At 26.1% G+C, this 16,690-nt stretch carries 17 protein-coding genes, 3 tRNA genes, 1 rRNA gene and 1 pseudogene; 14 read left to right on the plus strand and 8 right to left on the minus strand.

Translation table 11 applies throughout. The features are described from left to right. The first annotated feature begins 290 nt into the window (after positions 1-290). From RJT32_RS01235 to RJT32_RS01245, 3 genes are all read left to right on the plus strand, one after another. A 16S ribosomal RNA gene (locus RJT32_RS01235) occupies positions 291-1,839 on the plus strand. A 60-nt stretch (positions 1,840-1,899) separates the two neighbouring features. Further along, positions 1,900-1,976 (plus strand) — tRNA-Ile (locus RJT32_RS01240). A gap of 38 nt (positions 1,977-2,014) precedes the next feature. Further along, positions 2,015-2,087: transfer RNA gene (locus RJT32_RS01245), tRNA-Ala, on the plus strand. Here the strand turns inward: RJT32_RS01245 and gloB are convergent. Both gloB and rnhA read right to left on the minus strand, forming a co-directional pair. After that, entirely contained in the window at positions 2,069-2,836 is a 768-nt protein-coding gene (gloB, locus tag RJT32_RS01250) for a hydroxyacylglutathione hydrolase (RefSeq protein WP_343154471.1), read from the minus strand. The genes RJT32_RS01245 and gloB overlap by 19 nt on opposite strands. Before the next feature lie 3 nt (positions 2,837-2,839). Then, positions 2,840-3,331, minus strand: a complete 492-nt coding sequence (rnhA, locus tag RJT32_RS01255) for a ribonuclease HI (RefSeq protein WP_343154472.1) — start codon at positions 3,329-3,331, stop codon at positions 2,840-2,842. Positions 3,332-3,369: 38 nt separating this feature from the next. Here rnhA and dnaQ point away from each other — a divergent pair, with 38 nt between their 5' ends. The 5 genes from dnaQ (at position 3,370) to RJT32_RS01280 (ending at position 6,074) form a co-directional block, all read left to right on the plus strand. Beyond that, the gene (gene dnaQ, locus RJT32_RS01260) at positions 3,370-4,080 is read left to right on the plus strand and encodes a DNA polymerase III subunit epsilon (RefSeq protein WP_343154473.1); all 711 of its coding nucleotides are present in this window, start codon (positions 3,370-3,372) and stop codon (positions 4,078-4,080) included. 76 nt (positions 4,081-4,156) lie between these two features. Continuing rightward, positions 4,157-4,230 (plus strand) — tRNA-Asp (locus RJT32_RS01265). 43 nt (positions 4,231-4,273) lie between these two features. After that, complete coding sequence (lpcA, locus tag RJT32_RS01270; protein ID WP_343154474.1) at positions 4,274-4,852, plus strand: D-sedoheptulose 7-phosphate isomerase; 579 nt, start codon at positions 4,274-4,276, stop codon at positions 4,850-4,852. A gap of 94 nt (positions 4,853-4,946) precedes the next feature. Then, on the plus strand, positions 4,947-5,411 hold the full coding sequence (gene gpt / locus RJT32_RS01275; protein ID WP_343154475.1) for a xanthine phosphoribosyltransferase: 465 nt from the start codon (positions 4,947-4,949) through the stop codon (positions 5,409-5,411). 114 nt (positions 5,412-5,525) lie between these two features. Further along, positions 5,526-6,074 (plus strand): nucleotide exchange factor GrpE, encoded by a 549-nt coding sequence (locus RJT32_RS01280; protein ID WP_343154476.1) that lies wholly within the window; start codon positions 5,526-5,528, stop codon positions 6,072-6,074. A gap of 19 nt (positions 6,075-6,093) precedes the next feature. On the opposite strand, the gene RJT32_RS01285 is transcribed toward RJT32_RS01280, so the two are convergent. Next, positions 6,094-6,405: an RnfH family protein gene (locus tag RJT32_RS01285; protein WP_343154477.1), complete on the minus strand. Its 312-nt coding sequence runs from the start codon at positions 6,403-6,405 to the stop codon at positions 6,094-6,096. 115 nt (positions 6,406-6,520) lie between these two features. On the opposite strand from RJT32_RS01285, the gene smpB reads away from it, so the two are divergent. Both smpB and tadA read left to right on the plus strand, forming a co-directional pair. Further along, entirely contained in the window at positions 6,521-7,009 is a 489-nt protein-coding gene (gene smpB, locus RJT32_RS01290) for an SsrA-binding protein SmpB (protein WP_343154478.1), read from the plus strand. 6 nt (positions 7,010-7,015) lie between these two features. Then, positions 7,016-7,474 (plus strand): tRNA adenosine(34) deaminase TadA, encoded by a 459-nt coding sequence (gene tadA / locus RJT32_RS01295; RefSeq protein WP_343154479.1) that lies wholly within the window; start codon positions 7,016-7,018, stop codon positions 7,472-7,474. A gap of 5 nt (positions 7,475-7,479) precedes the next feature. On the opposite strand, the gene acpS is transcribed toward tadA, so the two are convergent. The 5 genes and pseudogenes from acpS to lepA all read right to left on the minus strand — a co-directional run bounded on the left by acpS (position 7,480) and on the right by lepA (position 12,320). Continuing rightward, entirely contained in the window at positions 7,480-7,860 is a 381-nt protein-coding gene (gene acpS / locus RJT32_RS01300; RefSeq protein WP_343154481.1) for a holo-ACP synthase, read from the minus strand. 90 nt (positions 7,861-7,950) lie between these two features. Continuing rightward, positions 7,951-8,784 (minus strand): GTPase Era, encoded by an 834-nt coding sequence (era, locus tag RJT32_RS01305; protein ID WP_343154482.1) that lies wholly within the window; start codon positions 8,782-8,784, stop codon positions 7,951-7,953. Further along, on the minus strand, positions 8,781-9,461 hold the full coding sequence (gene rnc / locus RJT32_RS01310; protein WP_343154483.1) for a ribonuclease III: 681 nt from the start codon (positions 9,459-9,461) through the stop codon (positions 8,781-8,783). The genes era and rnc overlap by 4 nt, the downstream gene beginning before the upstream one ends. A 117-nt stretch (positions 9,462-9,578) precedes the next feature. Next, positions 9,579-10,516: pseudogene (lepB, locus tag RJT32_RS01315) on the minus strand (signal peptidase I). Between the two features lie 13 nt (positions 10,517-10,529). Next, the gene (lepA, locus tag RJT32_RS01320; protein WP_343154484.1) at positions 10,530-12,320 is read right to left on the minus strand and encodes a translation elongation factor 4; all 1,791 of its coding nucleotides are present in this window, start codon (positions 12,318-12,320) and stop codon (positions 10,530-10,532) included. 226 nt (positions 12,321-12,546) lie between these two features. On the opposite strand from lepA, the gene mnmA reads away from it, so the two are divergent. From mnmA to RJT32_RS01340, 4 genes are all read left to right on the plus strand, one after another. Beyond that, positions 12,547-13,650 carry a tRNA 2-thiouridine(34) synthase MnmA gene (gene mnmA / locus RJT32_RS01325; RefSeq protein WP_343154485.1) on the plus strand — a complete coding sequence of 368 codons (1,104 nt, stop codon included), beginning with the start codon at positions 12,547-12,549 and terminating at the stop codon, positions 13,648-13,650. A 99-nt stretch (positions 13,651-13,749) separates the two neighbouring features. Further along, positions 13,750-15,123, plus strand: a complete 1,374-nt coding sequence (gene purB / locus RJT32_RS01330; RefSeq protein WP_343154486.1) for an adenylosuccinate lyase — start codon at positions 13,750-13,752, stop codon at positions 15,121-15,123. 24 nt (positions 15,124-15,147) lie between these two features. Then, complete coding sequence (locus RJT32_RS01335; protein ID WP_343154487.1) at positions 15,148-15,759, plus strand: transglycosylase SLT domain-containing protein; 612 nt, start codon at positions 15,148-15,150, stop codon at positions 15,757-15,759. 84 nt (positions 15,760-15,843) lie between these two features. Beyond that, positions 15,844-16,626: an enoyl-ACP reductase gene (locus tag RJT32_RS01340; protein ID WP_343154488.1), complete on the plus strand. Its 783-nt coding sequence runs from the start codon at positions 15,844-15,846 to the stop codon at positions 16,624-16,626. Positions 16,627-16,690: the final 64 nt, after the last annotated feature.

The raw sequence follows: 16,690 nt of genomic DNA on the forward strand, positions 1-16,690 counted from the left end.
TTTAATAAATCAAAACAATAAAGTTTTATTTGAAATAAATTTTTGTTCTGTCATAAAAAACTATTGATACATAATTTTAGATAAATTTAATAAATGTTATTTTAAAAAAGTGATAATTAATTTAACTAAAAGGTTGACAAGATTCCAAAAAAAATGTAATCTCTTAACTAAATCTTCAACAAGTAATAACGCTCTTTAAAAAAATATTAGATAATCTGTGTGGGCACAAAAAATTAAGCACAAATAAATATTTAGTTTAATCTCTTAAATTTATTTAAGAGGTGCTTTAAAAATTGAAGAGTTTGATCATGGCTCAGATTGAACGCTGGCGGCAAGCCTAACACATGCAAGTCGAGCGGCATCGAAAGAAAGCTTGCTTTCTTGTCGGCGAGCGGCAAACGGGTGAGTAATATCTGGGAATCTACCCAAAAGAGGGGGATAACTACTAGAAATGGTAGCTAATACCGCATAAAGTTGAGAAACCAAAGTGGGGGACCTTTTAGGCCTCATGCTTTTGGATGAGCCCAGACGAGATTAGCTTGTTGGTAAGGTAAAAGCTTACCAAGGCTTCGATCTCTAGCTGGTCTGAGAGGATAACCAGCCACACTGGAACTGAGACACGGTCCAGACTCCTACGGGAGGCAGCAGTGGGGAATATTGCACAATGGGCGAAAGCCTGATGCAGCTATGCCGCGTGTATGAAGAAGGCCTTAGGGTTGTAAAGTACTTTCAGCGGGGAGGAAAAAGGTAAAATTAATAATTTTACTTCTTGACGTTACCCGAATAAGAAGCACCGGCTAACTCCGTGCCAGCAGCCGCGGTAATACGGAGGGTGCTAGCGTTAATCAGAATTACTGGGCGTAAAGAGCACGTAGGTGGTTTTTTAAGTCAGATGTGAAAGCCCTGGGCTCAACCTAGGAAATGCATTTGAAACTGAAATGCTAGAGTATCGTAGAGGGAGGTAGAATTCTAGGTGTAGCGGTGAAATGCGTAGATATCTGGAGGAATACCCGTGGCGAAAGCGGCCTCCTAAACGAATACTGACACTGAGGTGCGAAAGCGTGGGGAGCAAACAGGATTAGATACCCTGGTAGTCCACGCCGTAAACGATGTCGACTTGGAGGTTGTTTCCAAGAGAAGTGACTTCCGAAGCTAACGCGTTAAGTCGACCGCCTGGGGAGTACGGCCGCAAGGCTAAAACTCAAATGAATTGACGGGGGCCCGCACAAGCGGTGGAGCATGTGGTTTAATTCGATGCAACGCGAAAAACCTTACCTGGTCTTGACATCCACAGAATTTCTTAGAAATAAGAAAGTGCCTTCGGGAACTGTGAGACAGGTGCTGCATGGCTGTCGTCAGCTCGTGTTGTGAAATGTTGGGTTAAGTCCCGCAACGAGCGCAACCCTTATCCCCTGTTGCCAGCGGTTCGGCCGGGAACTCAGAGGAGACTGCCGGTTATAAACCGGAGGAAGGTGGGGACGACGTCAAGTCATCATGGCCCTTACGACCAGGGCTACACACGTGCTACAATGGTTTATACAAAGAGAAGCAAATCTGTAAAGACAAGCAAACCTCATAAAGTAAATCGTAGTCCGGACTGGAGTCTGCAACTCGACTCCACGAAGTCGGAATCGCTAGTAATCGTGGATCAGAATGCCACGGTGAATACGTTCCCGGGCCTTGTACACACCGCCCGTCACACCATGGGAGTGGGTTGCAAAAGAAGCAGGTTTCCTAACCCCTTTACTGGGGAAGGCGTCTACCACTTTGTGATTCATGACTGGGGTGAAGTCGTAACAAGGTAACCGTAGGGGAACCTGCGGTTGGATCACCTCCTTAAAATTATATGCTTATTTTGAAGTGCCCACACAAATTATCTAATAAAACTTTTTCTTAGAAAGGCTTGTAGCTCAGATGGTAAGAGCGCACCCCTGATAAGGGTGAGGTCGGTGGTTCAACTCCACTCAGGCCTACCATTTTAAAACAAGCTATTTATAGACCATATATAAAATATGGGGCTATAGCTCAGCTGGGAGAGCGCCTGCCTTGCACGCAGGAGGTCAGCGGTTCAATCCCGCTTAGCTCCAAAAAAATCTTTATATTTTCTTAAATAACAAAAAATTTCAAAAGAATTTTTATTTTTTTTGAAATTAATCCATTTTTTTAAATAAAATTCATCTGTTCTCATAAATATGTTAACTTTTTTTTCATTATAAAGATAACATGGAAAGATATTTTTTTTTAAAAATATCTTTTTTTTTATTTTTTTGTAATATTTTATAAGATTTCTATCTTTTGGTAAAATATGCATAGCAAAAATCAAATTAGCTAAAGTATACTCATGAGCACAACATAAAATAGTTTGATTTGGAAATGATTTGATTAATTGAATAGAATTATACATATATAAATAATTATTCTGAAAAACTCGACCACATCCGGATGAAAAAATAGTATCTCCACAAAATAAATATGGTTTTAAATAATAGGAAATGTGACCTAATGTATGTCCTGGTGTAGAAAAAATATCAATATTATTATTTAATAAACGTATTGTATCACCTGCTTTAACAATTTGATGAACATGGCAATTTTTTATTTCTTCAGGCCCGAAAACAACAATTTCAGGATATTTTTCTAAGATTATTTTAACACCATCTGTATGATCTTGATGTTCATGTGTTAATAAGATTGCTTTTGGGCATAGTTTCTTTTGAATAATCTTATTTATTACAATTTCTGATATTCCTGGATCAACAATGATGCAAGAATTATTTCTTGTATATAATATCCAAATATAATTGTCTTTTAGTGCACATATGTTGATTAACATCATATTTCATAATTTCTCTATAGATTTATTATAAAAAATTTTTTCATAAAATTTATCTTGAATTGATGGATTATTTGCAGATTGTCTGGCAAGTTTATCACATTTTTCATTTTCTAAATGACCAATATGTGCTTTTATCCAAAACCATTTAATCAAATGCTTATTTGATAAACTGTGAATACGCAACCATAAATCTATATTTTTTACTGATTTTTTATTAGCTGTCTTCCATTTTTGTATTTTCCATTGATGAATCCATTTTGTTATTCCTTTTTTAACATATTGACTATCTGTAAAAATTTCAACAATGCAAGATTTTTTGAGCAATTCTAATCCGGAAATTACACCCATTAGCTCCATTCGATTATTTGTAGTTAAAAAAAATCCAGCAGTTAGTATTTTTTCTTTTAAATTATAACGCAATATTGTTGCATACCCACCTGATCCTGGGTTTTTTAAACATGAACCATCTGTAAATATTTTTACTAATTTTAACATTATATTATAATTTTCCTAAAATAAAAGTTAAATTACGAATGATAAATAATCAAATAAGAACAATTGTACTTGATACTGAAACTACAGGCATGAACAATTTTGGAAAACCCTTTATTAATCATAGAATCATTGAAATTGGAGCTGTTGAAATTGTTAATCGTCGCTTCACAGGAAATAATTTTCATGTATATCTTCAACCTAATAGATCAATAGATTCAAACGCATTAAAAATTCATGGGATTACTAATAATTTTTTATTAGATAAACCATTATTTAAAACAATAGCTAAAAATTTTTTTAAGTTTATTCAAAATTCTCAATTAGTCATTCATAATGCATCATTTGATATAGGTTTTATAAATCAAGAGTTTACTTTATTAAAAAACAAAACAATCGATATATCCAAATTTTGTTGTATTATTGATACTTTAAAAATTGCAAGAAAATTATTTCCTGGAAAAAAAAATACATTAGATGCGCTGTGCAACCGATATAAAATAAAAAACTCTCATAGAGTTTTACATGGTGCTTTATTAGATGCATTTTTATTAGGGAAATTATATCTTTTAATGACTGGTGGTCAAGAATCGATGATATTTTCTAATAATATGGGAAATACAAAAAATTTTGAATCTTATGAAAATCTAAAAATAAATAAAAAAAAATCTTTAAAAATATTAAAAGCAAGTGAAGAAGAACTAAAACTTCATGAAAAATATATAAAATATATACAAAAAACAAAAAAATAAAATTTTTTGTATAACTATTAAAAGATGATTGACTGATTTTTTTAAAATATGTACAATATAAGAGAGTTATAAACAAGGTGCGGTAGTTCAGCTGGTTAGAATACTGGCCTGTCACGCCGGGGGTCGCGGGTTCGAGTCCCGTCCGCACCGAAATATATTTTAAAAAAATTAATTTTTTAATTTAAGTATAATAATGTATAAAAAAACTATTTTATCAGAATTAAAAATTGCATTTGATGTATTAAAAAACTTTATAGAAAATAAAGATCAAATAAAAAATATTGAAAAATCTGCAATTTTAATTTCAGAAGCGTTTAAAAATAAAAAAAAAGTAATTTCTTGTGGAAATGGAGGGTCACATTGTGATGCTGTTCATTTTTCAGAAGAACTTACAGGTCTTTATAGAGAAAAAAGATTGGGTTATCCCTCCATACCTATTTCTGATTCTGGTCATATTTCTGCAGTAAGTAATGATTTTGGGTATGAATATATATTTTCAAGATACATAGAAAGTATAGGTAATCCAGAAGATATATTACTTGCTATTTCTACCTCAGGAAATTCTAAGAATATTATTAATGCAATGAAATCGGCTCGAAAAAAAAATATGAAAATAATTGTTTTAACGGGAAATGATGGTGGAAAAACTAAAAATCTATCTGATATAGAAATTTGTGTGCCATATTATGGTTATTCAGATCGAATACAAGAAATGCATATAAAAATTATTCATATATTAATATTAATTATTGAAAAAGAAATGAAAATTTAATAAATAAGTTTTATTTCAGTAGTTTAATATTCTAAATAACTACAAATTATTTCTACTTTTCTAATAAATACTATTTTATAGTTTTGGAGTTTTCATGAGTGAGAAATATATTGTCACTTGGGATATGCTTCAAATTTATACTAGAAAACTAGCTAGTCGATTGCTGAATATAAATACCTGGAGCGGAATTATTGCTGTTAGCAGAGGTGGATTAGTTCCTGCTTCTTTGTTAGCAAGAGAATTAGGTATTCGATACGTTGATACAATATGCATTGCAAGTTATAATTATAATTGTTTACAAAAAAACAGAAAAATTATAAAGAAGACAAAAAATAATAGTGAAAAATTAATTGTAGTCGATGATCTTGTTGATACAGGTGGAACTGCAAATATTATTCGAAAATTTTATCCAAAAGCATATTTTGTAACTATTTTTGCAAAACCAATGGGTAGATTATTAGTAGATGACTATATTATTGATGTTGATCAAAATATATGGATCGAACAACCCTGGGATATGTCCATCTCTTATATTTCTCCTCTCAGTAAAAAAAAATAAAATAAAAATCAAATTAAAATTTTTTTAATTCGTTATTTTTTTAAAAATTTTTAGATAATTTTTTTAAAGAATAAGTATTCAATATATTTATAATATACAGAAAAGGCTATTTTTATGACAAATAACACAACAAATCATGACAAAAATCAAGAAGAAATCAAAAATAATTCAACAATTAATGAAAATAGTAATTTAATTAAATATTTAAAAAACAAAATTGAAAAACGCGAGGAACAAATAAAACAAATTATTTTAGAACAAAATAAAGAAATATTTAAAGTAAAAAGTCGATTAAATAACGAAATTGAAAAATGTCAAAAATTTTCTCTAGAAAAGTTAATTATCGAGTTACTTCCAATTATAGATAATATTGAACGTGCTTGCAGTTTAATGAAAAATAGAAAAGATGATCAATATCTTGAAATTTTAAAGAATATGGAAAATGCTCTTTCTTTATTTAAAACTATATTTTCTGAATTTTCAATATCTACAATTAATGATATAAAAGTTGAGTTCAATCCTAATGTTCATGAAGCTATCTCTATACGATATACCAACGAAATCAAATCTAATCAAATACTGGAAATAATGCAATCTGGGTATATGATGCATAATTCTCGTTTATTGAGACCAGCAATGGTGATTGTATCTCAAAAAAATTAAAAATTGACTATTAAATTAGTTAGTTAATTTTATTTTTAAATTTTTGATATTTTTTTAAAGAATAATATTTATTTCTTCTTCTTTCTTTTGGGTCTATTATTAAATTTCTATAAATTTCAATTCGATCTCCATTTTTTATTTTTTTATTTAAATGTACTAATTTATTATAAATACCTACATTATTTTTATAAAATTTTATATTTTTTACTATATGAATTAAATTTGACGCTAAAATAGCATCTTTTACGGTTGAATTAGATTGTATGTAAACTTTTTGAATATATTGTATTTCTGATAAAGCATAAATTATTGTTACTTGAATGATATTCATAAAATTTAAATTTTTTATGTTATTTTTATAAAAAGTATTAACATTTTTTAAAAAAATAATCAATCTTTATTCATTTAAAAATATTCAAAATTATTTTTTTGGATTATACCTAACTATGTTAAATAAAAAAAAGAAAAATTTAAAATTATCTACTATTTGTACTAATAAAAAATCATATTATAATTATTTTATCGAAGAAACTTTTCAGTCAGGTTTAGTGTTACAAGGATGGGAAATCAAATCTATTAGATTAGGAAAAATAAATATTTCAGAAAGTTATATTAATAATCATTTAAATGAAATGTATCTGTATAACTCTATTATTCAACCATTATCAACAGCTTCAAATCATTTATTTTATGATTCTGTACGAAAAAGAAAGTTACTTTTACATAAAGATGAAATAAACTATTTATCTACAAAAAAAAATAAAGTTGGATATACTTTAATTGCACTTTCTTTATTATGGAAGAAATCTTGGTGTAAATTAAATTTTGGGATAGCTAAGGGAAAAAATAAAATAGATAAAAGAGAAGATGATAGGCAAAATGCATGGAAAAAAGAAAAATTAAGAATACTTAAAAAAACGAAAATTATATATTAAAATTTTATGAAAGATAAAAAAGATGAATATTGGATGAAAATTGCTTTAAAATATGCATATTACGCGCAAGAACAAAACGAAATACCTATAGGCGCTATATTAGTATTAGAAGATAAAATTGTGGGTATAGGTTGGAATAATTCTATTAGTAAACATGATCCAACTGCTCACGCTGAAATTTTGGCTTTACGTCAAGCTGGAAAAAATATTAAAAATTATAGATTAACAAACACAACGCTATACGTAACATTACAGCCTTGTATAATGTGTTTAGGAGCTATTATAAATAGTAGAATTGAAAGATTAGTATTTGGAGCTACTAGTTATAAAGAAAACAAAAAATCCGATTTTAGAAGTATTTTTTTAGAATTACAAAAAAAATATAAACTAAAAGTGCAAAGAAATATTATGGAATTTCAGTGCTCTCAAATATTAATTGATTTTTTTAAAAATAAAAGAAAATAATTTCATTAATTTTCTAAAATTACCAAAGCATATATATATAATTTTTCATCAGTGATACTTACATGTATAGATTTACAGTTTATTTCGCCAAGTTTTTGAAAAGCATAACTTAAAAATCGAAAATTTGGTTTTCCTAGAGAATTATTATACAATTCTAGATGATTAAATTTTATTCCACAATTTATACCTGTTCCCAAAGCCTTGGAAGCAGCTTCTTTAGCAGCAAATCTTTTAGCAATAAAATTAATTTTATTTTTTGATATAATATATTCTTTCCATTCTAGTGGTGATAAAATTTTTTTAGCTAAGTTATCTCCAAACTGTAAAATATTTTTTTTTATACGTTCTATTTCTAGAATATCTATTCCTATTCCTATTATAGACATTGATTCAATTCCTGTTAATAATAAAAGTCAATTTTATTTTTAAAATTAGTTAAAATATTTAAGTATTTTAACTAATTTTAAAAAATAAACTTATTTTAATATTTTTTTATTTTTTTCTATTACCCATATTAATAAATATACTTTTTTATTAATTTCTTTTTCAATATAGTATCTAGATGATGTACTAATTTTTTTAATCATATCTCCTTTAAAACCAACAATAATTTTTTTTTGTCTTTTATTCTCTATGTAAATAATTGAATTAATATATATTTTTTTAACTGTATATTTAATTAACTCAATTTTTACTGTTAATATTGATGGTAATTCATCTCTTAAAAAAAATATTGATTGTTTTCTAATAATTTCAGATATAGAAAATTCAAAAGAATTTGTTGTAATATAATTTTTAGGAAAAACATGCTTATTTTTAGGTAAATATCTTTGTACTATTTTTTCTAAAGAAATAATATTTTGTTTTTTTTTCACTGAAATCGGAATAATTTCTGTGGAATTAGTTTTTTTCGAAAGTATATCAATATATGATAAAATGTGACTTTTATTTAATAATTTATCTATTTTGTTAATTGTATAGATTATTGGAATATTAATTTTTTTTATATTATTTAAAATAATTTCATCTTCTTTTTTCCATATATTTCGATCTATAAGAAAGATAATTACATTTGTATTTTTTGCTATTTTTAAACTTTTGATATTATGTAATACTCCAGGTGTATCTATATAAATAGATTGATAAACTTCGTCACTTTTAATACCTAAAATATTACTTTTTGTTGTATTTTTCTTTTTTGATGTAATAGAAATATGTTTTCCAATGATTTCATTAATTAAAGTTGATTTCCCAACATTTGGTCTTCCAACAATAGTTATATATCCACAATATTTTTGTTGTTTGTTCACTCTACACCTAATTTAGTTAATGCTTTTTTTGCTGCATCTTGTTCGGCTTTTCTTCTACTTGTTCCTTTTCCAATGAATATTTTTGAATGTATACTGATTTCACAATGGATAGTAAATAGTTGATTATGCGCCTCTCCACATACTTTTACTATAAAATATGTAGGTAATGATAAATGTTTAGATTGAAGATATTCTTGAAGTCTTGTTTTTGGATCTTTCTGTGTATCTCCGGGGCTTATTTTTTCTAAACGTTTTTCATACCATTTTAATATTAATTCTTCTACTGTTTTAATGTTGCTATCTAGATAAATACTACCGATTAAAGCTTCTACAGTATTTGCTAGGATAGATTCACGACGAAAACCTCCACTTTTTAATTCTCCCTGACCTAATTGTAAATATTCTCCTAAATCAAATTCATACGCTATTTCTGCTAAAGTATTTCCACGCACCAGAGTGGCTCTCATGCGACTCATATCTCCTTCATTGATAAATGGAAAATGTTGATATAAAGCATTTGCGATTACAAAACTTAATATAGAATCACCTAAAAATTCTAATCTTTCATTGTGATTACTACTTGCACTTCGATGTGTAAGCGCTTGTCTTAATAAATTTTTATGAGTAAAAGTATATCCTAATACTTCCTGTATTTTATTTGTTACGATATGGTTCATGTTATACCAATTTCAATGATATTTTAATTGATTTTCTATATAACAGTAAAAATAGTAAAATTTTACAGAATTAGAAAATATTTAAAAATTTATTAAATAAATTCGATATAGTTTATGTTAATATATTTTATTTCCAATCCTATTAATACGTATACCTGTCGGCCATTCATTTTCTTTTTTTTCAAAGCTTATCCATATTATTGAAGCTTTTCCTAAAATATTCTCTTCTGGTACAAAACCCCAATAACGACTATCTAAACTGTTATCACGATTATCTCCCATAACAAAATATTTATTTTTTGGTATGATCCAAGTAAATTTATGTTTTTTATCTTGTTGATAATAATTGTTTGTATGATTATGAACTTCATCTAATAATAATATATTGTGTTTTAAATTATTAATATTTTCTTCTATTACTTTAAAGTGAACAGAATTATATATTTTTTCTGTTTTTAGATGATCTTCTGGAAATAGATATATTCTTTGAATGAATTCGGTTAACTGTTTTTTTGAGTAACTAATAGGTAATGTATTTTTACAATTATGTGTATTTAGATAATTAACACATATTTTAATTTTTTTATTATTTACATTATATTCAATTTTATCTCCTGGTAACCCTATAATACGTTTAATATAATTTATATTAGATTCTATAGGATGTCTAAAAACTATAATATCTCCTCGTTTCGGATGTTTTTGATTGATTAAAGTTTTATTTGTAATTGGCTCTTTAATGCCATATGAAAATTTTTCTACTAAAATAAAATCTCCTACTAAAAGTGTTGGCATCATTGAACCTGAAGGAATCTGAAATGGTTCATATAAAAAAGAACGTATTATAAACACAATAAAAAATACTGGAAATAAAGATGATATAAATTGAAAAAAACTATATTTATTTTTAAAAAAAGTTTGGTTTTTTATAAAAAGTATATTATTTTTTTTTTATTGAATAAATAATTGATAATTAATCGTATGTGAATATAAAACCAAAATACACCAGTAAGTAATGTACTACATATTAAAAACAAAGTTAATATATTGGGCATATTTTTCTCTTATTTAATTATTAATATTTAAAATAGCAAGAAATGCTGTTTTTGGCATGTTAACATTGCCTATTTTTTTCATTCTTTTTTTTCCATCTTTTTGTTTTTTTAGTAGTTTCTTTTTTCTACTAATATCACCACCGTAACATTTAGCTAATACGTTTTTTCTTAATTGTTTAATTGTTGCTCTAGCAATAATAATATTATTAATAGTTGCTTGGATGCTAATATCAAATTGATGCCTAGGTATTAACGTTTTCATCTTTTCTACTATTTCTCGCGCTCGATATTGTGCATTTTTATAATATACAAGCGTGGTTAATGCGTCAATTCGATCTGAATTAATTAATATATCGACTCGAACTATTTTAACTAATTTAAAATTTTTAAAATCATATTCTAATGATGCATATCCACTAGAAATAGATTTTAATTCATCAAAAAAATTTAAAACTACTTCACTCATTGGAATTTCATATTTTAAAGAAACTTGATTTTCATGATATACTAAATTAATTTGTACACCTCTTTTTTTGACACATAATTTTATTACTGATCCAAGAAATTTAGGTGGTGATAAAATATTGCATTCAGCAATTGGTTCTTTAATTTTTTTAATTATATTCGTCATTGGAAATTTTGAAGGACTATCTAAATACATTTTTTTTCCATTAATAAGTTCGATTTCATAAATAACATTTGGTGCTGTTGAAATCAAATCAAGATCATATTCTCTTTCTAATCGTGCCTGTACAATTTCCATATGCAACAAACCTAAAAATCCACATCTAAATCCAAATCCTAATGCATTTGAATTTTCTGGTTCGTAAAATAAAGAAGAATCATTTAAACTTAGTTTTTCGAGCGCATCTCTAAATGTTTCATATTGATCTGATGATATTGGAAACAATCCTGCGTAAATTTGTGGTTTTATTTGTTTAAATCCAGTTAATATATTTTTCGATGGATTGTAATAATTAGTCAAAGTATCTCCAACTCGAGCAGCAGATACATTTTTAATGCCACATATAATCCATCCTACTTCACCGCATCTTAACTGTTGTTTTTGTATTTTTTTAGGTGTAAATACACCTAATTGATCAACAATATAACTTTTTCCAGTGCTCATTACTTGTATTTTATCTTTTTTAGATATAAATCCATTTTTAATTCTTATTAAGGATACTACGCCTAAATAATTATCAAACCATGAGTCTATTATCAGGGCTTGTAGTGGATTTTTTTCATCCCCCTCAGGATGTGGAATATGAGTAATAATTTTTTCAATGAGCGAGAGAATACCTTCGCCAGTTTTGGCTGAACACTTAATAACATTGAACGAGGGAATTCCAATAATGTTTTCAATTTCTTTTATAACTCGTTCTATATTAGCACTAGGTAAATCAATTTTATTTAAAACCGGTAATATTGATAAATTCATATCTAAAGCAGTATAACAATTAGCCAGTGTTTGAGCTTCTACACCCTGAGTAGCGTCTACTACTAATAACGCACCTTCACAAGCTGCTAACGATCTAGATACTTCATAAGAAAAATTTACATGACCAGGAGTATCAATAAAATTTAATTGGAAAATTTTTCCTTTTGTATTTTTATAATCAATCATAACACTTTGTGCTTTAATTGTAATCCCTCTTTCTTTTTCTAAATCCATAGAATCTAAAACTTGATTAGACATTTCTCTTTCAGATAGTCCACCGCATGTTTGAATTAATCGATCTGATAAAGTTGATTTTCCATGATCAATATGGGCAATAATAGAAAAATTTCTTATATGTTTCATTTTTTATACTTAGCTTATTTGAAAATGAATTAAAAAGATTTGATTGTAAAATTATTTTATATGAATTTTTTTTGAAAAAGTATAAATATTTAATATATTTCTTATTTTTATTTCAATATAATATATTTTTAGTTTTTATCAACAATATTAGATTAGATAATTTTTTAAAATTATATATTTATTATTAAATATAATCTTTTGAAATAAAATTGAGATGTTATTAGTTATGATAAAGCAAAAAAAAAAAGTTATAGTAGCTATGTCTGGAGGTGTAGATTCGTCTGTAGCTGCATGGCTTTTAAAAGAACAAGATTATTTGGTAGAAGGGTTATTTATGAAAAACTGGGAGGAAGATGATAAAGAAAATTATTGTCATGCATCAAAAGATCTAAACGATACTGAAGATGTTTGCAAAAAATTAAATATTTACCTTCATAAAATAAATTTTTCACAAGAATATTGGGAGAAAGTATTTAAGAATTTTCTAAATACACATAAAAAAGGTCATACTCCAAATCCTGATATATTATGCAACAAAGAAATTAAATTTAAATTATTTTTTAATTATGCTATAAAACATCTGAACGCAGATTATATTGCTACTGGTCATTATGCTCAAATTTCAAAAAACAACGGAACTAATTATTTATTAAAGGGTATAGATTCTAATAAAGATCAAAGCTATTTTTTATACACCTTGAAAGGGTGTCAATTAAAAAACATCTTATTTCCTATTGGAGCACTTAAAAAGAAAAAAGTTAGAATGATTGCAAAAAAAATAGGTTTAAAAATTGCAGAAAAAAAAGATTCTACTGGTATTTGCTTTATAGGTCCTAAAAATATAAATACCTTTCTTTCTAATTACCTTAAAGAAAAAAGTGGTAATATAATTACAGTTCAAGGAGAAATACTTGGAAAGCATGACGGTTTATTTTATTATACTTTAGGTCAACGTAAAGGTTTAAAAATCGGAGGTATGAAAAACAAATGTAATATGCCATGGTACGTGGTTGAAAAAAATATACGAACAAACTCTTTAATTGTAGCTCAAGGATTAAACAATCCGTATTTAATGTCGATAGGTGTAATAGCTGAAAAAATTAATTGGATAAATAATATGAAATTTAAATTTCCATTTTTATGTAAAGTTAAAACAAGATATCGTCAAAACGATATATCTTGCCAAATAAAATATATGGATAATTTCTATCTTAAAGTTTTATTTAATTTTCCTGTTATTTCAATTACACCAGGTCAATCTATAGTTTTTTATTTATCCGATATCTGTATTGGTGGTGGAATCATTAAATATAAATTACCATTACTTTAATTTTTTATATATTTTATGAATCTAAAAAACTTAGAATATTAAAAATATTTAAAATTGAAGAAAATTAAGTTTTAACAAATGAGCAGTAAGGTTAATAAGATGAAATTAAGTTCGTTAACAGCAATTTCTCCAGTCGATGGTAGATATTATGAATTAACTCAATCATTGCGATATATTTTTAGTGAGTTTAGTTTTTTAAAATATCGTATTCAGGTAGAAATTTTATGGTTTAAAAAAATAATAAATCTGCATAAAATACTTAAAATTGAAAAAGTAGACAATGAAGATATATTATTTATTGATAATATTTTAAAAAATTTTTCAATAAAAGATGCAATTTATATTAAAAATATAGAAAAAAAAACTAATCATGATGTCAAATCGTTAGAATATTTTTTAAAGTATAAAATTTCAAAATCAAAAACACTATCTTTAATATCAGAATTAATACATTTTTCATGTACTTCAGAAGATATTAATAATATAGCTTATGCTTTAATGATGAAAGATTCCATTAAAAAAGTCATTTTACCTTTATGGTCTGAGATAATTATTTTTTTAAAAAAATTTTCTATGCAGTATAAAAAAAATCCTTTATTGTCAATGACTCATGGTCAACCTGCTACCCCTTCTACTGTAGGAAAAGAATTTTTAAATTTTTATTATCGTATTCAACGTCAATTTTCAAAGCTAAAAAAAATAGAAATATTAGCAAAATTTAATGGAACTACTGGTAATTATAATGCACATTTAGCAGCATATCCAGATATTAATTGGCATATGATTAGCAGGGAATTTATAACATCATTAAATCTTTCTTGGAATCCGTGTACTACACAAATTGAACCACATGATTATATTGCTGAAATATTTGGATGTATATCTTTATTTAATACAATATTAATTGATTTTAATCGTGATATTTGGGGTTATATTTCTCTTAATTATTTCAAACAGATATCAATAGATCATGAAATAGGTTCATCTGTAATGCCTCATAAAATTAATCCTATTGATTTTGAAAATTCTGAAGGTAATTTAGGATTATCAAATGCTTTGATGAATCATATGATAAATAAACTACCAATTTCTAGATGGCAACGTGATTTAAGTGATTCTACGGTTTTAAGGAATATAGGTGTGGCATTATCTTATTCAATAGTTGCATATCATTCAGTATTAAGTGGTGTAAAAAAATTAGAAATCAATAATTCTCAACTTTTAAATAATCTCAATAAAAATTGGTCGATTTTATCTGAAGCAATTCAAACTGTTATGAGACGTTATAATATTAAAAATTCTTATGAAAAATTAAAAAAATTAACGAGAGGAAAAGAAATTAATAAAAGTGATATATATAATTTTATTTCTAGATTAAACATTCCAGAAACAGAAAAAAAACGTTTAAAAGAAATAACTCCAGTAAATTATATTGGATATGCTGTTAAAATTGTGGAAGAAATAACTAAATAAATATATTTTTAAGGAGTTCTTATTATGACATTAAAAATTCTGATATTTTCAATTATTTTTATGTTAGGTTGTAATAAATCTTTAAATATAAAAAAAAATTTTTCTTTAAACAAAAAACAAATCGAAAAAACAATTTATCACTGGAATTATTTTATCAAAAATGCAGCTAATAAGTATCATGTAGATGAAAAATTAATTAAATCTATTATATATGTTGAATCCTCTGGAAATCCATTTGCTAAAAGCACCTCTAATGCAATTGGATTAATGCAGATTAAACCATCTACAGCAGGTGTAGATATATATCGATTAAATGGGAAAAAAGGTCAACCTTCTATACAAGAATTATACAACCCTAAAATTAATATCAATATTGGAACATCATATATTAATTTATTACAAAAAAAAAATTTAATAGGTATCAAAAATAAAGAAATATTGAGATATGCAACTATTGTTTCCTATGTAAATGGCACAAGCGCCTTATTAAAAATTTTTTCTAAAAATAAAAGTACTGCAATCAAAATGATAAATACCATGACAAAAAAAACATTTTTTCAATATATAAATAAACATCCTTCTAAACAAGCGTCGAATTATTTAAAGAAAGTAATAAAAATTTACAATCTTATCTAAATATATTCTTTTAATATATTACTAGAAATTCAATTTCATCTACTATAAAATATTTATAGATAAATTTTCTTTTGGAAATGTAGTATGGGATTTTTAAAAGGCAAAAAAATTATAATCACTGGTATATATAATGAAAGATCCATTGCTTTAGGTATATCGAAAGCTTTATATAAACAAAAAGCACAATTAATTTTTGTGTGTCAAAACAAAAAAATTATTAGTAAAATTAAACATTTAATTAGCTCAATGAGTATTAATACTATTTTTTTTTGTGATGTATCTAATGATCAAAATATTAAAGAGCTATTTTTTAATATCAAAAAAATATGGAAAAATTTCGATGGATTTGTTCATTCTATTGCTTATTGCCCTAAAGAACAAATGTGTCAAGATTTTATTGACAGTAGTAGTAGAAAATCTTTTAATTTAGCTCATGAAATTAGCTCATATAGCTTTTTAAGTATGGCAAGAGAATCAAAAAATATGTTAAATAAATTTTCTTCTCTAATTACACTGTCTTATTTAGGATCTCAAAGAGTTTTGGCAAATTATAATATGATGGGACTTGCAAAAGCTTCTTTAGAATCTAATATTCGTTATATGGCTGAATCATTAGGTAAAAAAAATATTAGAGTTAATGGAATTTCACCTGGTCCTATTAAAACTATATCTTCTTATCAAATAAAAAATTTTTGTAAAATACAAAAATATCAAAAATCAGCCTCGTTAATTCAAAATTATGTTACTATCCAACAAATTGGAAATGTTGCGGCATTTTTATGTTCTAATTTGTCTATTGGAATAACTGGTTCGGTTATTTATGTTGATAATGGATTTAATGTTAATATACCTAATCACATAATTTAAATTGAAAAGTTTTTAATAAAATTTATCTATGATATTTGATAAATAAGTTATATATTAAAATTTC

The sequence above is a fragment of the Buchnera aphidicola (Aphis aurantii) genome (assembly GCF_039388985.1).
In the GTDB taxonomy this organism is placed as follows: domain Bacteria; phylum Pseudomonadota; class Gammaproteobacteria; order Enterobacterales; family Enterobacteriaceae; genus Buchnera; species Buchnera aphidicola_BL.